General features: G+C 63.2%; 18 protein-coding genes and 1 tRNA gene. 10 read left to right on the top strand and 9 right to left on the bottom strand.

Translation table 11 applies throughout. From position 1 onward, the window contains the following. Nucleotide 1: 1 nt before the first annotated feature. On the bottom strand, nucleotides 2-880 hold the full coding sequence (rarD, locus tag ACK3CV_RS16465) for an EamA family transporter RarD (RefSeq protein ID WP_033635178.1): 879 nt from the start codon (nucleotides 878-880) through the stop codon (nucleotides 2-4). A gap of 139 nt (nucleotides 881-1,019) precedes the next feature. Here rarD and alkB point away from each other — a divergent pair, with 139 nt between their 5' ends. Then, a complete protein-coding gene (alkB, locus tag ACK3CV_RS16460; protein ID WP_033635177.1) occupies nucleotides 1,020-1,667 on the top strand; it encodes a DNA oxidative demethylase AlkB in 648 nt (215 codons plus the stop codon). Here alkB and ACK3CV_RS16455 read toward each other — a convergent pair. Next, a complete protein-coding gene (locus ACK3CV_RS16455; RefSeq protein ID WP_164037764.1) occupies nucleotides 1,650-2,585 on the bottom strand; it encodes a LysR family transcriptional regulator in 936 nt (311 codons plus the stop codon). The two genes, alkB and ACK3CV_RS16455, sit on opposite strands and share 18 nt — an antisense overlap. An 85-nt stretch (nucleotides 2,586-2,670) precedes the next feature. Here ACK3CV_RS16455 and ACK3CV_RS16450 point away from each other — a divergent pair, with 85 nt between their 5' ends. Further along, nucleotides 2,671-3,300, top strand: coding sequence for an alanyl-tRNA editing protein (locus ACK3CV_RS16450; RefSeq protein WP_164037761.1), 630 nt, complete (start codon nucleotides 2,671-2,673; stop codon nucleotides 3,298-3,300). A 19-nt stretch (nucleotides 3,301-3,319) separates the two neighbouring features. Here ACK3CV_RS16450 and ACK3CV_RS16445 read toward each other — a convergent pair whose 3' ends face one another. Then, nucleotides 3,320-3,562 (bottom strand): hypothetical protein, encoded by a 243-nt coding sequence (locus tag ACK3CV_RS16445; protein WP_033635174.1) that lies wholly within the window; start codon nucleotides 3,560-3,562, stop codon nucleotides 3,320-3,322. A 304-nt stretch (nucleotides 3,563-3,866) separates the two neighbouring features. Between ACK3CV_RS16445 and ACK3CV_RS16440 the strand changes: the two genes are divergently transcribed. Together ACK3CV_RS16440 and ACK3CV_RS16435 are read left to right on the top strand one after the other, a co-directional pair. Further along, on the top strand, nucleotides 3,867-4,775 hold the full coding sequence (locus ACK3CV_RS16440) for a sugar glycosyltransferase (RefSeq protein ID WP_033635173.1): 909 nt from the start codon (nucleotides 3,867-3,869) through the stop codon (nucleotides 4,773-4,775). Further along, nucleotides 4,753-5,970, top strand: a complete 1,218-nt coding sequence (locus ACK3CV_RS16435) for an O-antigen ligase family protein (protein WP_164037758.1) — start codon at nucleotides 4,753-4,755, stop codon at nucleotides 5,968-5,970. The genes ACK3CV_RS16440 and ACK3CV_RS16435 overlap by 23 nt, the downstream gene beginning before the upstream one ends. On the opposite strand, the gene ACK3CV_RS16430 is transcribed toward ACK3CV_RS16435, so the two are convergent. Both ACK3CV_RS16430 and ACK3CV_RS16425 read right to left on the bottom strand, forming a co-directional pair. Continuing rightward, nucleotides 5,900-7,009: a glycosyltransferase family 9 protein gene (locus ACK3CV_RS16430; protein ID WP_164037756.1), complete on the bottom strand. Its 1,110-nt coding sequence runs from the start codon at nucleotides 7,007-7,009 to the stop codon at nucleotides 5,900-5,902. The two genes, ACK3CV_RS16435 and ACK3CV_RS16430, sit on opposite strands and share 71 nt — an antisense overlap. A 143-nt stretch (nucleotides 7,010-7,152) precedes the next feature. Further along, nucleotides 7,153-7,788: a flavodoxin family protein gene (locus tag ACK3CV_RS16425; RefSeq protein ID WP_164037752.1), complete on the bottom strand. Its 636-nt coding sequence runs from the start codon at nucleotides 7,786-7,788 to the stop codon at nucleotides 7,153-7,155. A 115-nt stretch (nucleotides 7,789-7,903) separates the two neighbouring features. Here ACK3CV_RS16425 and ACK3CV_RS16420 point away from each other — a divergent pair, with 115 nt between their 5' ends. The 3 genes from ACK3CV_RS16420 to ACK3CV_RS16410 all read left to right on the top strand — a co-directional run bounded on the left by ACK3CV_RS16420 (nucleotide 7,904) and on the right by ACK3CV_RS16410 (nucleotide 9,881). Continuing rightward, nucleotides 7,904-8,800 carry a LysR substrate-binding domain-containing protein gene (locus ACK3CV_RS16420; RefSeq protein WP_164037749.1) on the top strand — a complete coding sequence of 299 codons (897 nt, stop codon included), beginning with the start codon at nucleotides 7,904-7,906 and terminating at the stop codon, nucleotides 8,798-8,800. A 69-nt stretch (nucleotides 8,801-8,869) separates the two neighbouring features. Then, on the top strand, nucleotides 8,870-9,457 hold the full coding sequence (locus ACK3CV_RS16415) for a nitroreductase family protein (RefSeq protein WP_033635168.1): 588 nt from the start codon (nucleotides 8,870-8,872) through the stop codon (nucleotides 9,455-9,457). 130 nt (nucleotides 9,458-9,587) lie between these two features. After that, nucleotides 9,588-9,881, top strand: a complete 294-nt coding sequence (locus ACK3CV_RS16410; RefSeq protein WP_164037744.1) for a DUF2623 family protein — start codon at nucleotides 9,588-9,590, stop codon at nucleotides 9,879-9,881. Between the two features lie 13 nt (nucleotides 9,882-9,894). Here ACK3CV_RS16410 and ACK3CV_RS16405 read toward each other — a convergent pair whose 3' ends face one another. Then, complete coding sequence (locus ACK3CV_RS16405) at nucleotides 9,895-10,464, bottom strand: helix-turn-helix domain-containing protein (protein ID WP_164037740.1); 570 nt, start codon at nucleotides 10,462-10,464, stop codon at nucleotides 9,895-9,897. A gap of 38 nt (nucleotides 10,465-10,502) precedes the next feature. Between ACK3CV_RS16405 and ACK3CV_RS16400 the strand changes: the two genes are divergently transcribed. Beyond that, nucleotides 10,503-11,021 (top strand): GNAT family N-acetyltransferase, encoded by a 519-nt coding sequence (locus tag ACK3CV_RS16400; protein ID WP_049197356.1) that lies wholly within the window; start codon nucleotides 10,503-10,505, stop codon nucleotides 11,019-11,021. A 17-nt stretch (nucleotides 11,022-11,038) separates the two neighbouring features. After that, nucleotides 11,039-11,479 (top strand): DMT family transporter, encoded by a 441-nt coding sequence (locus ACK3CV_RS16395; RefSeq protein WP_164037738.1) that lies wholly within the window; start codon nucleotides 11,039-11,041, stop codon nucleotides 11,477-11,479. A 56-nt stretch (nucleotides 11,480-11,535) separates the two neighbouring features. On the opposite strand, the gene ACK3CV_RS16390 is transcribed toward ACK3CV_RS16395, so the two are convergent. Continuing rightward, nucleotides 11,536-11,611, bottom strand: a tRNA-Asn gene (locus ACK3CV_RS16390). Nucleotides 11,612-11,949: 338 nt separating this feature from the next. Here ACK3CV_RS16390 and nac point away from each other — a divergent pair. Beyond that, nucleotides 11,950-12,873, top strand: a complete 924-nt coding sequence (nac, locus tag ACK3CV_RS16385) for a nitrogen assimilation transcriptional regulator NAC (protein WP_041035809.1) — start codon at nucleotides 11,950-11,952, stop codon at nucleotides 12,871-12,873. Nucleotides 12,874-12,909: 36 nt separating this feature from the next. On the opposite strand, the gene ACK3CV_RS16380 is transcribed toward nac, so the two are convergent. Continuing rightward, entirely contained in the window at nucleotides 12,910-14,373 is a 1,464-nt protein-coding gene (locus ACK3CV_RS16380) for an AMP nucleosidase (protein ID WP_164037736.1), read from the bottom strand. Nucleotides 14,374-14,511: 138 nt separating this feature from the next. Then, nucleotides 14,512-16,815: a phosphatidylglycerol--membrane-oligosaccharide glycerophosphotransferase gene (gene opgB / locus ACK3CV_RS16375; protein WP_164037732.1), complete on the bottom strand. Its 2,304-nt coding sequence runs from the start codon at nucleotides 16,813-16,815 to the stop codon at nucleotides 14,512-14,514. Between the last annotated feature and the right edge of the window lie 192 nt (nucleotides 16,816-17,007).

Raw genomic sequence — 17,007 nt, 5'->3', positions numbered from 1 at the left:
GTCAGACCCGCTGGCGGCGCAGCAGGTGCTGCGCGCCTTCCGCCGCCAGCAGCAGCACCGCCAGCCAGATCGCCAGATAGGTTGGCCATTCGCTTTGGCCGATGCTCTCGCCGAGCAGCAGCGCGACGATCACCAGCAGCACCGGTTCCACATAGCTCAGCAGGCCGAACAGGCTGAACGGCAGCAGGCGGCTGGCGAGGATATAACACACCAGCGCCACGGCGCTGATGACGCCGAGCAGCGGAATGCGCCAATACAGCTCGGCATTGATCTGCAGCGCCGCTGAGCCGCCGTCGCCGAAGGCGAACCAGGCCGCCGCCGGCAGCATCAGCGCCAGCTCGCACCACAGTCCGCCGAGATTGTCGGTGCCGAAACGCCGCCGCAAAATAAAGTAGAGCGGATAGCCCAGCGCCACCACCAGCGTCGGCCACGAGACGCCGCCCGCCTGATACAGCTCATTGCCCACCCCCACCATGGCGCACGCCACCGCCAGTTTTTGCAGCAGTGACAGCCGATCGCGGTAGATCAAACGGCCCGCCAGCACCATGGTCAGCGGCAGCAGAAAATAGCCGAGCGACACGTCGAGCGCCTTGCCGTGCAGCGGCGCCCACAGGAACAACCACAGCTGCACTCCCAGCAGCGCCGAGGTGAGCAGCAGGCCCAGCAGACGCTGCGGCCGTTGGCCGATCCAGGCCAGCGTGTCGCCCACCTTGCGCCAATCGCCGGACAGCGCCATAAACAGCGTCAGGAACGGCAGCGTCAGCAGCGTGCGCCAGCCGTAGACCTGCTCGCCGTTCAGCGGGGTGAGGGTAGAGGTGAAGTAATACATCGCGCCGAACAAGATGGAGGCGACGACCGAAAGAGTGATGCCCTTAATCACACGCATTCCTGGTGAGTGATTGATTTTATGGCGGCTACTGTAGAGAAATTTGCCGCCAACGACAATGGCGTTGCCGGGCGCTGGACAATCGGCGGCTGCGGGTTACAATGATTACTGTGTATTCATACAGGCTTTGGCGATGACAATCGATCTTTTTGAAGACGCGCTGCCGCCGCCGTGGCGCGAAGAAATCGCCCCCGGCGCGGTGGTGATGCACGGCTTTGTGCGCGATCACGGGCCGGAACTGCTGGCGGCGGTGCAGGGCGTCGTCGCCCAGGTGCCGTGGCGGCATTTGACCACGCCCGGCGGGCACGTGATGTCGGTGGCGATGAGCTGGTGCGGCAACGGCTGGACCAGCGACAGCCGCGGTTACCGCTATTCGGAACGCGACGCGCGCAGCGGCAAACGCTGGCCGGCCATTCCCCCCATCCTGATGGCGCTGGCGGACGAAGCCGCGCAGCAGGCGGGCTTCGGCCCCTTCGTGCCGGATTCCTGTCTGATGAACCGCTACGATCCGGGCAGCAAGCTGTCGCTGCATCAGGATAAAGACGAGCACGACTTCGGCGCACCCATCGTTTCGGTGTCGCTCGGGCTGCCGGCGGTATTTCAATTCGGCGGCCTGCAACGCAGCGACCGGGCGCGGCGCATCCCGCTGGCGCACGGCGACGTGGTGGTGTGGGGCGGCCCATCGCGGCTCTGTTTTCACGGCATCCTGCCGGTCAAGGAAGGCTACCACTCGCTGGTGGGGCCGCACCGCATCAACATCACGCTACGCAAGGCGCTTTAGCTGCGGCTCCTGCGCCAGGCAGGCGACGAGATAGTCGATAAACACCCGCAGTTTGGGCGGCAGATACTGGTTAGGCGCGTAAAGCAACCACAGGCCGCCGTGATAGCTGCTGAGGAAATCCCATTCCGGCAACACCTGCACGATCTCGCCGTCGTCGAGCGCCTGGCGGGCGGTAAAATACGGCAGGCTGCCGATGCCGATATGCCGTTTCACCGCGTCCAGCCGCACGCCGGTGTGGTTGGCGGCATAGCGGCCGCGCACGTTGACCGTCACCGTTTTGCCGCTGCGGCGGAACTTCCATTGCGCGTCGCTCGGCGTTTCGCCCAGATAGATGCAGCTGTGCGCCGCCAGATCGTGCGGGTGCTGCGGCGTGCCGTGCTGCGCCAGGTAGTGCGGCGTGGCGCACAGCAGATGGTCTATTCTCATCAACTGGCGGCCGATCAACCCGGGCGATGGGCGATCGGTAATGCGCAGCGCCAGATCGACCCGATCGTCGATCAGATCCATGTAGCGATCTTCCAGCCGCAGCCGCACGTCTACCTTCGGGTAACGCCGCAGGAACGCCGGCATGTGCGGATGCAGCACGAAGCGGCCTACCGCCTTGGGCACGCTGACGCTGACCAATCCTTCGGGCTCCGCGGCGCCGCGCCCGCCGATCGCCATAACCGCATCGGCGGCCGCCAACAGGGTGCGGCAGTGCGCATACGCCTCTTCGCCGCTTTCGCTCAGCCGCAGTTTGCGGGTGGTGCGGTGCAACAGCTGCAGCGCCAGCGCCTGTTCGAGCCTTGCCACGCTGCGGCTGACGGCGGAAGGCGAAGTATCCAGCTTGCGGGCGGCGGCGGAAAAGCTGCCGCTCTCTACCACCTGAACGAAAACGGCCATTTCGGGCAACAGGGCGTAAGAAAGATTTGTGCTCATGGTGCAAAGGTCCATTGTGATAGCGGCGGATTATCCCTCGATTATGACATGAATATAATGGCTCTTCGAACCGAGGAGAAAAATGATGATCGAACGACGTTATTACTACAGCGACGATGTACAGGGCCAGGCGCAGGTGTTGAGCTGTACGCCGGCCGAGGCGGGCGCCTACGCCGTAGAGCTGGACGCCACGCTGTTCCACCCGCAGGGCGGTGGCCAGCCGTCCGACGTGGGGACGTTAGGCGGCGTCGCCGTGCTGCGGGTGCAGCAGCAAGGGGATAGCGTGGTGCACTTTACCGCCGCGCCGCTGCCGCTCGGGCCGGTCACGCTGCAAATCGATGAAGCGCAGCGCCGCCTGCACGCCCGCTGGCACTCCGGCGGGCATCTGATCGGCTGGCTGGGAGAAAGCCGGGGGTGGCGGCCGGTCAAGGCGCATCATTGGCCGGGGGAAGGGCGCATCACGTTTACGCCAGGGCCGGATGCGCAGACGGTAGAAGCGGACTTTTTGCAGGCGGAGCTGGCGCGCTTGATCGCTGCCGATCTGCCACGCCGCCAACAGGCGGTGGATGGGATGCGCCAGGTCGGTTTCGGCGAACTGCCCGCCTACGGCTGCGGCGGCACCCATGTCGCCACGCTGGGCGAGGTGGGCGCGATCGCTATCACCGGCGTAAAGATGAAGAAGGGGCAGTTGATCGTGCAGTATGCGCTGAGTTGAATTGAATAAGGGGGGCGGCTCAGCGCCCGGCCTGCCGCAGCTGGGTGCAGAACGCGCATTGGCATCCCGCCACCGGCACCGCCGCGCAGCTGCCGATGTTCACCGGCTGGGCGTCCATGGCGTGAAAGCCGTAAAACAGATTTTCGATGTTTTGTTCCGCCGCGCGCGCCTGTTCCGGGCGCGGTTCGGGCACTTTCGACTGAAACGCCGCGGCCTTGCCGGCCAGCAGGCAGAGAAACAGCAGCGACAGCTGGATTTTCATCGTCGTCTTCCTTTGGCTAAAGTTATGATACGTTATAACAAAACCCCATCAATGCCAAGCGGCGGCGCTGCCGCCATTCACGGTATTTTTACGCACGGCAACAGTTCCTCATTCAAATAACACTTCGACACATTTCTTGCCGATACGCTGACTAATAATTCAAATTACAAAAATTGCCTCACTAAACGAATATTTAGATACTCGCTGTGCGGCCTGGCCAGTGCTGACACGTTTTTAAATTCTGAGCATACAGAAAGATGCCTCTGTAGGTATCGTCACGCACTCTGGACAGGACATCGCCACCATGGGCTCTTTTTTTAAGCAGATCTACCGCTATTCCCACGCGCGCCCTTATCGGCATAACGAAAACCTCTGGCCCTACGTGAAGATTGCGCGCGGCGAGGGCGGTGAAATCGCCGCCTTATGGTACAAGCACCGGCCGGTGCCGATCGTCCCGCTGAGCGAACTGCGCAACAGTTGCCGGGGGCCGGCGTTGTTGACGGCTACCGGCCCGTCGGTGAAGGCGCTGCGCTTCGAAAATATTCCCGCCATGCCCGCGATCGGGGTCAACGGCGCCTATTGCCTGCATCGGCAGGTGGATTTTCACTTCTACGTCATCGTGGACATGGGGTTTATCGATAACCGCCCGGAGATCGTGCGCGATGTCATTCAACGGCCGGCGCTGACGCTGTTCACCACCGTGCACGGCGTGGCGCGCATTCTCGATCGTTTTGGACAGGCGGCGATCGGCTGCCGATTGGCGATTGTCGAAGACGCGGCCTGCAAGATTTATCGCCCCCGGATCGACAGCGGCGCGCTGTGGGATCACTACTGCCGGGAAAACGGCGTGGAGTTTTACATCGCGAACCGCACGCTCGGCTTTAGCCAGGATATCCGCTGCGGCATTTTCGATGCCGGCACCGTGGCCTATTGGGCGTTGCAAATCATCGCCTATCTCGGCTTCAGGCAGCTGTTTATCGCCGGGCTGGACATGAACAACTTCCACCAGCCGCGCTTTTACGAAACGGAGCAGGATCGGTTACCGACGTTCCTGGCGGACAAAGTGGAGTCGCTGGTGATCCCCGCTTTTCGGCACGCCGGCGCGGTCATGCAAAAACAGCAGATCGCGATAAAAAACCTTTCCCCGCACAGCGCTATCGGCAGCGATATCTTCGAGAAGGTGGACGGCAATGTTTACTTTCAGCAAGCCTGAGCGGTGTTATCGCCTCGGCAGCGCGCTGTTTTTAGCCTTCGCATTTTTAAGCGCGATCTTTTGCGGGCAGACCCGCGTCAACAACCTGTTTCATCTTGCGGCGCTGCTGTGGCTGGTCGCCGTGTTCACCTGGCCGCCGCTGCGGCGGCAGCTGTGGGCCAATCATCAGGCGCGTTGGGGCGGCGGGCTGGCGCTGATGTTTTTGCTTTATTATTCCCTCAGCGCGCTGTGGGGCGAGACGCCGGGTGACATGCAGTCGGCCCTGACCCACAGCGCCTATATCCTGCTCTATCTCGCCTGGCTGGTGACGCTGCTAGACGGTGAGCGGCGTCATCAACTGCAGTGGGCGATGCTGGCCGGCATAACGGCGCTGTGCCTGTATCTGACGCTGGTCGACGCCCCGTCGATTTATCATCTGCGGGAAACCACCGCCCGCAATCCAGGGCCGAGCAACGTGATCGATCTGGCCGGTTACGCCGCCATCGCCATTTTGCTGAGCCTGATGATTTTCCGCGATACCGGGCAAAAAGCGGCGCTGTGCTTTATCCCGCCGCTGCTGGCGTTCATGGTGCTGACGCAAAGCCGTGGCCCGCTGATCGCGCTGGCGTTCGCGGTGGTGGTGGCGATGCCTTATCGACACCGGCCGGGACGATGGCTGTGGTTTCTGTTGCCCGGCGCGCTGGCTGTGGTTCTCGCCGTCGTTTACAGCGCGATCGGCGAAATGTTGCTTACGCGTTTTGGCGAGCTGTATCAACAGAGCTTTGTTCGCATCAGCATCTGGCGCCACAGCCTGGCGCTGCTCGAACAGGCTCCGTTCTTCGGCTACGGCTTTGATAAGCAGCTTAACTTTCTCAATTACACCGGCGAGCTGAACCACACCACGCACAGCCTGTACCTTGGCGCGTTGCTGAAGGGCGGCTGCGTGGGTTTCCTGCTTTTGCTGGCGCTGTTGGGATACGGCGCGCGGCTCGCCATCGCGCACTGGCGCGCAGGGCGGCGTTGGGAGGCGGGCCTGTTTCTGTTTATGCTGGTATTTTACAGTTCGCAGGGCATGTTTGTGATCGCCAATCCGGCGGAGTTTTGGTACCTGTTTTGGCTGCCGCTGGCGTTGTTGCTGTCGCAGCCTAAACGGATCGGGACTGTGCGGACGGCAGCGCCGCCAGCGTCTTCTCCCACACCTGTTCCGCCGCGATAATACTAAGCGGCTGGCGGCGCTCAGCGGCACTCAGCGCGGCGCTGTCAACCGGCACGTGCATCACCTGATGCCGTTCGCTGTCCTGATAGGGGCCGGTATGCCGCGGGTTAGCGGTGACGAACAGGCTGACGGTGGCGGTTTTCAACGCCACGGCGAGGTGAAGCGGCCCGGTATCGCCGGTTACCAGCACCTGCAGATTGGCGATCGTCGCCAGCAGTTGCGGCAACGTGGTCGCGCCGATATGGCTTACCACCCGCTGTTGCTGTTCTTCGCTCAAACCCGCCATAAATTCCCGCTCGAGGCTGCGCTCCGCCTTGCTGCCAATCAACGCGATCTGACAGTCGGGGGAGTGCGCCAGCAGCCGTTGCGCCAGCTCAACAAAGCGATCGACCGGCCAGCGGCGCAGCGTTTCGGAGGCGCCCATCTGAAAGCCGATCAGGATCTTGCCCGCCGGTTTCGCCAGCGCGGGAAAAGCGACCGGGATGAACATGTCAGGATTGTCGGTACGGCACCCCAATTGCCCCACCATATCCAGCTTGCGCTGAATCAAATGGCCGTCGCTGCTGTGGCTGACGCCGGTCAGCCAGCGCTCCATGCCGCTCGGTTTGTTGCCGTAAACGTCTTTGAACAGGTATTGGCAACCGGCGGCGATGGCGACCAGCACGTCGTAAGGCGCCTTCGAGTGCAGGATGACCGCCAGCTGTGGCCGGTTTTTTCGCAGGCGCCGGATAACGGCCAACATGTCTTTGGCCTTGTGGTCCCAGTAAATCACGTCATGAAAGCAGGGGCTGCCTTCGACCAGCTGCCGGTTTTTATGGCTGGAGACCAGCGTGATTTGCGCGTCGGGATAGCGTTCGCATAATGCGCGAATGGCGGGCGTGTTGAACATCAGATCGCCGAGGGCGCTGGTGGAGAAAATCACGATGCGCTCAAAGGATTGCTGCGGATCGAAGCTTGCTACGGGCCGGAAATTGCCCGCGATGCGGGTATAGAGACGCAGCCCGGCGTTGGCCGCCGCTATTTTCCACTGTTTAGACATTGCAGTTCGCTTCCGCTTGAGATTGGCGGCCACCGTCTGGCGCCGCGTCGTATCATACAAGTGCGGCAACGGCGGGCCAATGGCCCGCAACAGATTGCGACAGATGCTAACGTTATGCTTGCAATTGCCTCCGGGCGCCGCGCTTACTCCTCCCACACCTGCGTGCTGCGCGGGCTGTCCATCTGATAATCCGAATAGGGGCGAGTGAAAAACTCGCGCCCCAGTTCGCGGGCGGCCTGCAGCGGATTACGCGGATCGCGGGCGATCTCGCCGCGCTGATTGCCGGCGCCGTGCACCAGCCCAACGAAGGCGGAATGGGTGTAGCGGCTGAATTCCTGGAGTTGATGCACGATGCCCAGCGCCGCACCGGGGTAGGTCTCTTCCGACGCCACCGCCAGCCCGATGCGTTTGCCGCTCATGCGCTGGTGCACCTGTTTCGCCTGAGGGTAGGCATTGGAATAGAAGCTGAACGAGCGATCGAAAAAGGCCTTGGTTTGCGCCGACATGCCGTACCAGTAAATCGGCGTGCAGAATACCGCGCCGTCGGCCGGCAGGAAGTGCTCCAGAAACAGCTCGGCGTAGCGATCGGCCGGTGGCGGCGTGTGGCGTTCATCGCTCAGAAAACCGCTCAGGTAATCATCGAGAAAATGCAGGCTGGCGGACGTGCCGGCTTCGGCGGCGCCCGCCAGGATCGCCTGCGCCAACGTGGCGCTGTTGCCGTCGCGGCGCGGGCTGCCGACCAACACCACCAGACGTTTAGATTGATGAGTTGTATTCATGTCATGTTCCTCGGTATGAAGTGGATTCAGCCCTACTCTAGAAACAAGTGCCGGCGGGCGACAAATGACCGCTTTTCTGCCAGGATGATTTCAACTCATCTCAAGAGGCTTCGCCATGTTTGCCACGCTGCCCGTCAACGCATTACGCACCTTTGAATCCGCCGCTCGCCTGCGCAGCTTCAAGCTGGCGGCGGCCGAGCTGGCGGTGACGCCGACGGCGATTTCGCACCAGATCAAAGCGCTGGAACAGCAGTTGGGGTTTGCGCTGTTCGAGCGGGTGCCGCGCGGCGTGCGGCTGACGCCGAAAGGCGAAACGCTGTTTGCCGGGGCGCACGGCGCGCTGCTGGACATCGCCGCCACGCTCGAAGGCCTGCGGCCGCAGCCCAGCACCGGATCGCTGTGCGTCTCGGTCACGCACTCTTTCGCGGCGCTGTGGCTGGTGCCGCGCCTGGGGCGTTTCTACCAGGCCTACCCGCACTATCTGGTGCGCCTGGAGGCCTGCGCCGAGGTGATCGATCTGCAGCAGGACGCCAGCGTGGACGTGGCGGTGCGCTACAGCCGCGCGCACTATCCCGCGCTGCATCAGACGGCGCGGCTGGAGGAAAGCTTTGGCGTTTATGCCGCGCCGGGGCTGGCCGCCGCCGAACCGGAAAACCCGGTGCTGATCACCGTCAAATGGGGGGATTCGGCGCTGTACGACAGCGGCTGGCGCGACTGGTGCCGGGCCGCCGGCGTGGACTGGTGGCAGCGCCATGCGGCGATGCGCAGCTATCACGAGGAGCATTACGCCCTGCAGGCGGCGGTGGCCGGGCAGGGGATGGTGCTCGCCAGCTCGGTGATGGTGTCCGAAATGGTGGACAACGGTCTGCTGGTGGCGTACCGGCCGGAGGTGCGCGTACCGGGCGCCGCGTACAGCGTGCTGTGCGCACCGGGGCGCGAGCGGCATCCGCCGGTCAGGGCGTTTCTCGCCTGGCTGCAGCAGGAGCTGCCGCAGGGCAATGGCACGAAATAAAAGTTTTATCGCCCTAAGCTGTGGGAATATCAGCGAACTTTTGTTTTTACTTCACTGCGAGAACCTATCATGAGCCAGCCAAGAACCTCCGATTACCCGATTGATGCGCAATTTATCGAACGCTGGTCGCCGCGCGCGATGGCCAACGACGCCATCGACGATCAAACGCTGCTGAGCTTTTTTGAAGCGGCGCGCTGGTCGCCATCGGCCTACAACATTCAGCCGTGGCGCTTTGCCTACAGCAAGCACGGTTCCGACAGCTGGGAGAACTACCTGGAATTCCTGATCGACTTCAACCGCGGCTGGGCGCAGCACGCCTCGGCGCTGGTGGTGATCGTCTCCAAAACCACCAGCCTGAACGGCGAACGGCTGGTGGACAACCCGACCCACGCGTTCGATACCGGCGCCGCCTGGGCCAGCCTGGCGCATCAGGCGCACCTGAAAGGCTGGCTGACCCACTGCATGAGCGGAATTCACCACGACAAGATTAAGGCGGCGCTGCAGCTGCCGGACGACTATGCGGTGCACGCCATGGTGGCGATCGGCAAACCGGGCGACAAAGCCCGCCTGCCAGATTTCCTGCAGGAAAAAGAGGCGCCGTCGGGCCGCCTGCCGCTGGGCAAGACCGTCAGCGAAGGGCTGAATTTCACGCTGTGATTGCCCGCTTACCCTCAGGCCCGCTTGGCGGGCCTTTTTTATGCGGCGAGTAAAACTTAGGGAGTATGTTCTCGTTCGCTCACTCGCTGTATATTTTGTTATATAGCGATGGCGTAATGAGGAGGAAACCGTGGGTGACCATTTTGGCAAAGGGCTGTTGGCGGGGTTAAAGGCGGAGAGTCTGAAGCCGGAGACGGAGCTGTCGCGCTTTTGCTCCGACTACAAGCGCGGCTTTGTGCTCGGCTATGCGCACCATTTGGCGCTGCGCTGCGGCGACGAGAATCGGGCGGCGTTCGAAGCCGGGCAGCTGAGCCGCGCTTATGGCCTCGGCAGCGAGCCGATGAGCGAGTTTTTTTCCGGCGGCGACAGCCGGCTGGCGGAGAAGTTTTTCCGCGCCGGCTATAACCGGCCGACGCAGGGTTAGCGAGGGCGGGACATCAGGCGGCGCTCAGCACCGCCACCATATACACGCACGGTTGATCGCTCTGGTTTTCAAAGCGGCAGTCCGCCGGTGGGCCGAGCTCCAGGCAGTCTCCCTCGGCCATGTCATGGCGCGCGTCACCTTCCACAAAGACCAACTCGCCGGATAAGACCCAGATCAGCTGGCGCTTAAAGGCATACACCGAAGCCGGCATCGGGATCGTCGCGCCGGCCGGCAGTTCGATACGCACCAGATCGAGCGGCAGATCGGTGCGCGGCGACACGTGGCGCCGCACGTAGCCGCTCTCCGGATCGACCCAGACCGGCTGATCTTCCCGGCGCAGCAGCCGGCCTTCCTGCGTTTCCGCCCGGGCGATCATCTTGGACATGCTGAGGCCGAACGCCCCCGCCAGCCTGGCCAGCAGCATCGCCGTCGGGCTGCTCTCGCCGCGCTCGATCTTATGAACCATCGCCCGTGAGACGCCTGCCTGCTCGGCCAGATCGGACAGCGACCAGTGGCGCGCCTCGCGCTCAAGGCGAATGCGTGCGCCGATCAGCTGATTTAGATTGTCTAATTTAATATTCATATCGTAGTATTATAGTGGACAATTGGCCGGGGTAAACCATGATTATACGAAATGCGACGCTCAACGATAGCGCGGCGATTGCCGCCATCTATAACGACGCGGTGTTGAACAGCACCGCCATCTGGAATGAACAAACCGTGGATGCGGCCAACCGCGCGGCGTGGATCGGCGAACGGCAGGCGGCGGGCTACCCGGTGCTGGTGGCGGTGAACGGCGCGGACGAGGCGATCGGCTACGCGTCGTTCGGCGACTGGCGCGCCTGGGACGGCTATCGCCATACCGTAGAACACTCGGTGTATGTCCATCAGGCGCATCGCGGTGAAGGGATTGGCAAAGCGCTGTTGATCGCCCTGATCGCACGGGCGCGTGAGATCGGCAAGCACGTGATGGTGGCCGGTATCGAATCCGGCAATCAGGCCTCCATTCAACTGCATCTGGCGCTGGGGTTCCGCGAGGTGGGGCGCATGGAACAGGTGGGCGCCAAATTTGGTCAATGGCTGGATCTGACTTTCCTGCAGCTGACGCTCGACGAGCGAACGGCGCCGCCGGCGCGCTGATCCGGGGAGACAGGGCGATGAATATGCTGTTGCTGCTGATCGCGGCGGGAATGGGGCTGGTGGTGCAGAATCTGCTGATGGTGCGCATTACCGAAAGCGTCTCGACCATCCTTATCACGCTGGTGATCAACTCCAGCGTCGGTTTGCTGCTGCTGGTGGGGTTGTTGCTGGCCAAAAACGGCCTCGGCGCGGTGGCGGAAGTGACCGGCGCCGCCAGGTGGTGGATGCTGCTGCCGGGGCTGTTGGGATCGCTGTTCGTGTTCGCCGGCATCCTGGGCTACCAAAAACTGGGCGCGGCGGCCACCATCTCGATCCTGGTCGCCAGCCAGCTGTGCATGGGGCTGCTGGTGGACGTCTACCGCACCGGCCCGGCGGCGCTGCGCGACAATCTGCCGGCGCTGTTCGGCGCCCTGCTGCTGGTGGCGGGCGCCTATCTGGTGGCGAAACGCAGCTTTTGACGGCGGCAGAAAGCAAAAAGCCCGCTCGGGTTTCCCTGAGCGGGCTTCTCTAAATATGGCTCCTCTGACTGGACTCGAACCAGTGACATACGGATTAACAGTCCGCCGTTCTACCGACTGAACTACAGAGGAATCGTGTGAACGGGGCGAATAATAGCGGGGCGGTTGCGGCTTGTAAAGCGTGAAAGCGCCCGACGCGTTCGTTTGCTGCAAGATTGCCCAACCTGCTGCTTTTTCTCGCTTTTGTCGTTTATCCCGCGCGCAGCGCCGCCGGGTTGCCCGTTGTTTGACGCATTTGCCTGCCGATGGTGCAACGGCTGCCCTGCGCGGTGGCGCGCGCCGCCCGGCGAACGGCCGTTGACCGCCGTATATCCCGCTTCCGTGGCCGTTTACCGACTCTGGCCTGGATCTTGCTGTGGTTGCCTGACCGGATTTCGGCATTCTCAATTTAGCGGCTCGCTGGAGGCACTATGAATTTCAGACGTCTGAAGTACTTCGTGAAAATCGTCGATATCGGCAGCCTGACCCAGGCGGCGGAGGTGTTGCACATCGCCCAGCCGGCGCTCAGCCAGCAGTTGGCGACGCTGGAGGGGGAGCTGAAGCAACAGCTGCTGATCCGCACCAAGCGCGGGGTGCAGCCGACCGAGGCCGGCAACATTCTGTATGCCCACGCGCAAACCATTCTGCGCCAGTGCGAGCAGGCGCAGAGCGCGGTCAACAGCGCCGGGCAGGCGATGAGCGGCCAGGTGTCTCTCGGGCTGGCGTCGGGCAGCACCGCGGCGCAGTTGGCGTTGCCGCTGCTGCAGAGCCTGCGCGATCAGCAGCCGGGTATCCTGCTCAGCCTGCATGAAAACGGCGGCGCGGCGCTGGCCGGGCAGGTGGCTAACCAGACGCTGGACATGGCGATGGTCTACGGCGCCAAAATGCCCGCCGGGCTGCACGCCATCGCACTGATGCGAGAAGATCTTTATCTGGTGGCGACGCGCGCGGTGCCGCATCCCGGCAACAGCGTCGAGCTGCTGGACGTGGCGCGGCTAAACCTGTTCCTGCCGCGCGAGGGCGATGCGGTGCGCAATCAGCTGGAAGAGGCGATGGCACTGCGCAAGCTGGCTGTCAACGTGGTGGGGGAGATCGAATCCTCGGGCGCGCTGAGCGCCGCGATCGCCAGCGGGCTGGGGGCGACCGTGCTGCCGGAATCGGTGGCGCGCGCGATGATCGGCCCGGCCAAGGCCTGGATGGCGCGCATCAATGCGCCGACGATGTCGGTGCCGCTGTCGCTGTGCATGTCGGGTCAACAGGCGCTGTCCGCCCCGGCGCTGCTGGTCAAAGACCTGCTGCTGTCGATCGCCGGCGGCCGCAGCCAGGAGAAGCGCGCGCTGGCGTTGGTGCGTTAAGGAAAAAATGGCCCGCCGCAGCGGGCCTGAGAACCGTTACCGGAACGGCGGCTCGTTGAAGGTGCGCAGCTTGCGCGAGTGCAGGCGATCGCCCTCGGCGCGCAACAGATCGATAGCCCAGATGCCGATCTGCAGGTGCTCGGAGATCGCCCCCTCGTAGAAGCGGTTGGCCTGGCCCGGCAGTTTTATTTCGCCGTGCAGCGGTTTGTCGGAGACGCACAGCAGCGTGCCGTACGGCACCCGGAAGCGGTAACCCTGGGCGGCGATGGTGGCGCTCTCCATGTCGACCGCCACCGCGCGGCTGAGGTTGAAGCGCCGCGCCGAAGCGGAATAGCGCAGCTCCCAGTTGCGATCGTCGGTGGTGACCACGGTGCCGGTGCGCAAACGCTGTTTGACCTCTTCGCCGGGCATGCCGCTGACCATCTTGGTGGCGTCGTACAGGGCGCGCTGCACCTCGGCGATGCTCGGGATCGGAATATCCGGCGGCAGCACCGCATCCAGCACGTGATCGTCGCGCAGATAGGCGTGGGCCAGCACGTAATCGCCGATCTTCTGGCTTTCGCGCAGGCCGCCGCAGTGGCCGATCATCAGCCAGGCGCTCGGGCGCAGCACCGCCAGGTGATCGCAGATGGTTTTGGCGTTGGACGGACCGACGCCGATGTTGATCAGCGTAATGCCCTGGCCGGTGCGCGAGATCAGGTGATAGGCCGGCATCTGGTGGTTTTTCCACGCCAGATCGGACACTGTCTGCTCTGGGGCGCGGGTTTCCGGCGTGATGTAGGTGCCGCCGGCGCTGGAGAGGGCGATGTAGGGGTTGGCCGGATCGGCGATCTGGGCGCAGGCCCAGCGCACGAACTCATCTACATAGCGGGTGTAGTTGGTGAACAGCACGAACGGCTGGAAGTGTTCCACCGGCGTGCCGGTGTAGTGCCGCAGCCGCGCCAGCGAGAAATCCGCGCGCAGCGCATCGAAATGCGACAGCGGGAAATGGTTGTCGGTGGTGTGGTACAGGCCGTCGGCGGTTTCGTCACCGATCTGCGCCAGCTCGGTGGTGGGGAAATGCTGCGCGATACCGGCGCTCATTGAGCGATCGAGCGCCAGGCTGGAGCCGTCGATCACGTAAGGGAACGGGATCTCCTGCTGCGACGGCGCCACTTCGATATGGGCGGCATAATCGTGCTCCAGCATCGCCAGCTGTTCGGCCAGATAGTGGCGGAACAGCTGCGGCCGGGTCACGGTGGTGCTGTAGCTGCCGGGATGGGTAAAGCGGCCGAAGGCGCGGGTTTTGTTCGGGCCGGACTGCTGCCCGTCCCAGCTGACGCGCAGCTCGGGATACACGAACAGCCCGGCGGCGCGCGCCTGCGCATCCGGCAGCGTGCCGTGGCTGATAAAGTCGCTGACCGCCTGACGCAGCGCGTCTACCGCGGCGTCATACAGGGCTTCCAGTTGATCGAGTGCCTGATCGGCGCTGAGGCCGCTGCGAGGTGGGGCATAGCTCATACTTTCTCCTTGGATGTCCCGGCTCTGTAGCGGGGTTGCGGCGTTTTACCGTCACAGGTTAGCCGAAGAAAGGCGTAAAAGCTTGGTCGAAATGACGGGCGCGGCAAAGAAAATACCGCGCCCGTGAAGGCATGGGGATCAGGAGGCGGGGGCGGCCGCCTCGACCTTCAGCGACACCAGGCCGATGCCCAGCTTTTTCGGCGTGAAGCCGCCGCTGGCGCTCTCTTTCGGCTCGGTCGGCGCCGGCGGGGTAATGCTGATCTTCTGCGCGCCGCGCGGGTTGTCGAAGCGCAGGGTGACGGTGCTGTCCTGTTCGCCGAGCGACACGAAGCGCTCTTCGTCGCCGACGCGCACCGAAATCGGTTCGCCGACGTTATTGCCATAGGCGCGGGCGCGCAGCACCAGATCGAAGCTCTGCGGCAGCGGATCGACGTAATCGATGTCGACCGCCGGCGCCAGGTTGGCGTCGGACCAGCGGCCCCACTCCTCGACGGCGGAAACGCCGGTGATGGCCTTCACCTGCTCCGGCAGGCCGGGCAGCATGAACTCGATGCTGTCCGCCCGGTACTTCATCGCGGCGTCGTCCACCTGCAGGCGAGCGACGGCGTTTTGGTAATCGGCGACGCTGTCCGCGGCCGGGCCAGTAAAGCTCACCTTACCGCGGAAGCGTTCGCCGCTGGCCTGCACGATCTGCGGCGGCGAGGCCAGGGTGCCGGAGGCCACGCAGATGTCGGTGCTCAGCGCCAGCTGCGGCGCCCAGACCCGGCCGATCTCGTAGCATTTATCGGCCCAGACGAATTTCTCCCCCGCGCCCAGCCCGGCCAGCTGCTTGCGCAGCGGGGTGGAGAGGTAGACGTTGAACATCGGTTCGATGCGGTTGTCGCCCACCCGCAGGATGAACGGCACCTTGTAGGTGACGCCGGAGAAGCTGAGGCTGCGCTGGCGCGTGTCCACGCTGTAGTCGCTGATGCGGTTCGGCAGGCCCCACTGGTTGATCACCGCCGGTTTCCAGCCGTTGATTTTCTCTTCGATGTTCAGGAACACCGTAGACAGCGACGGCGCCGACAGGCTGCTGCGGCCGAGGCCGATGTAGTTGTCGCCGCCCATCACGTCCAGCACCGTGGCGCCGTTGTCCAGCGTGCTGCGCTTCTCGTTGCGCTGTTCCGCCAGCGGCCGGGTGCCGTCGATGATGAAGAACAGGTTGCGGCGCTTCTGTTTGGTCAGGATGTCGTAGGCGGTGTTGTTCATCGCCAGATGATCGGAGGACACCACGATCACGGTGTTGCTGAAATAGGGCGAGCGTTTGATCTTGTCGATCAGCGCGGCGATGTGTTGCTGGCTGCAGGCCACTGCGCTCAGCGAGCGGTTTTCCTTGTTCTGCCAGGCGTAACTTTTCTTGCTGCAGCCGGCGGAGATAAAGCCGTCCGGGTGATGGGTATCGACGGTCAGGGTAAACAGCGAGAAGGGTTGGCGCTGTTTGGACAGCTCGACGAACTTGCCGTACACCACGTCCAGCACGCTGTCGTCGTACCAGCCCCAGTCGTTTTTGTAGCTCGGATCGGCGACCTGTTCGCGCAGCTCTTTGAAGCCGTAAACGTGGTCGAAGCCGTGGGATTTCAGGAAGGTGTCTTTACCGGCAAACGCCAGCTCGGCGCCCTGATAGAAATAGTTGCTGTAGCCGGCAGCCTTCAGCACGTCGCCCAGGCAGACGTTCTCCGGGTAGAAGGTGGAGACCGCGCTGGAGGCGTTGCCGTCGAAGGGCGCGAACAGCGGAATGCCGCACTGCGAGGCGACCATGCCGGCGATGGTGTAGCCGGTGCCCGGCAGCTGCTGGGTGTTGCTGAAATCGATGCTGTCCGTGCGCAGGGCGTTCAGCTCGTCGGCCAGGCCGGGAAACAGCTCGCTATCGAAGTAGGTGCGCTCCAGGCTCTCGGCATAGATGTACACCAGGTTCGGCCGCTTGCCCTGCACGGTCTTTTTCGGCGCCTTGTAGTAGGTGCTGAAATCGGCGGTATCGCCGACGATCTGGCTCTTGACCAGCAGCGAGATGTCCTGAAACGCCGGGGTGGTGCCGACCGAAAACAGCGCCAGCAACACGGCGACGATGCTGTAGGCCACGCTGCTGCCTTTGGCCTTGCGGCGCAGCAGGCTGCGAGCCAGCACCGCGAAGATAAGCCCCAACGCCGCCAGCAGGCCGATGAACGGCAGCACGTATTTGCTGATGCCCGCGCCTTTGAGGCTGCTGGTGACGGTGTAAATCACCGCGTCGGTGATGCCGTCGCCGGTGAAGTAGTTGCTGGCGATCAGGATGACGTTCAGCACCAGATAGCTGCCGAGCAGCGTCAGCAGAATGGCGAACCACCAGCGGTTGGCGGCGGCCCGGGTGCGATAAATCAAAATCGACGCCAAAAAGAGAACAAACGAAACGACTGCTAAAACCATCCGCCAAACCCTGTCTGATTGAAATAAAACCGTTGCTGCCCTGGTCTGCGCCGCCGAGCGTGCCGCAGCGCGAAAAGTGAAGGGTATAGCCTATTGCCGGCGGCGGAACAACGCGCGATCTCCCGCTACGGCGACGAACGGCGGCTATTGTACATTTTTATGACAATAGTGTGACGTTAATCACGCCGGCGG

The sequence above is a fragment of the Serratia sp. TSO36 genome (assembly GCF_057808395.1).
Note: the sequence above shows the minus strand (reverse complement) of the source record. Positions and strands in the feature narration are given on the sequence as shown.

Excerpts from the sequence above, each read along its gene's own strand:
- alkB (WP_033635177.1), top strand. The coding sequence starts at position 1,020 with ATGACAATCGATCTTTTTGAAGACGCGCTGCCGCCGCCGTGGCGCGAA.
- ACK3CV_RS16455 (WP_164037764.1), bottom strand. The coding sequence starts at position 2,585 with ATGAGCACAAATCTTTCTTACGCCCTGTTGCCCGAAATGGCCGTTTTC.
- ACK3CV_RS16450 (WP_164037761.1), top strand. The coding sequence starts at position 2,671 with ATGATCGAACGACGTTATTACTACAGCGACGATGTACAGGGCCAGGCG.
- ACK3CV_RS16445 (WP_033635174.1), bottom strand. The coding sequence starts at position 3,562 with ATGAAAATCCAGCTGTCGCTGCTGTTTCTCTGCCTGCTGGCCGGCAAG.
- ACK3CV_RS16440 (WP_033635173.1), top strand. The coding sequence starts at position 3,867 with ATGGGCTCTTTTTTTAAGCAGATCTACCGCTATTCCCACGCGCGCCCT.
- ACK3CV_RS16435 (WP_164037758.1), top strand. The coding sequence starts at position 4,753 with ATGTTTACTTTCAGCAAGCCTGAGCGGTGTTATCGCCTCGGCAGCGCG.
- ACK3CV_RS16430 (WP_164037756.1), bottom strand. The coding sequence starts at position 7,009 with ATGTCTAAACAGTGGAAAATAGCGGCGGCCAACGCCGGGCTGCGTCTC.
- ACK3CV_RS16425 (WP_164037752.1), bottom strand. The coding sequence starts at position 7,788 with ATGAATACAACTCATCAATCTAAACGTCTGGTGGTGTTGGTCGGCAGC.
- ACK3CV_RS16420 (WP_164037749.1), top strand. The coding sequence starts at position 7,904 with ATGTTTGCCACGCTGCCCGTCAACGCATTACGCACCTTTGAATCCGCC.
- ACK3CV_RS16415 (WP_033635168.1), top strand. The coding sequence starts at position 8,870 with ATGAGCCAGCCAAGAACCTCCGATTACCCGATTGATGCGCAATTTATC.
- ACK3CV_RS16405 (WP_164037740.1), bottom strand. The coding sequence starts at position 10,464 with ATGAATATTAAATTAGACAATCTAAATCAGCTGATCGGCGCACGCATT.
- ACK3CV_RS16400 (WP_049197356.1), top strand. The coding sequence starts at position 10,503 with ATGATTATACGAAATGCGACGCTCAACGATAGCGCGGCGATTGCCGCC.
- ACK3CV_RS16395 (WP_164037738.1), top strand. The coding sequence starts at position 11,039 with ATGAATATGCTGTTGCTGCTGATCGCGGCGGGAATGGGGCTGGTGGTG.
- nac (WP_041035809.1), top strand. The coding sequence starts at position 11,950 with ATGAATTTCAGACGTCTGAAGTACTTCGTGAAAATCGTCGATATCGGC.
- ACK3CV_RS16380 (WP_164037736.1), bottom strand. The coding sequence starts at position 14,373 with ATGAGCTATGCCCCACCTCGCAGCGGCCTCAGCGCCGATCAGGCACTC.
- opgB (WP_164037732.1), bottom strand. The coding sequence starts at position 16,815 with ATGGTTTTAGCAGTCGTTTCGTTTGTTCTCTTTTTGGCGTCGATTTTG.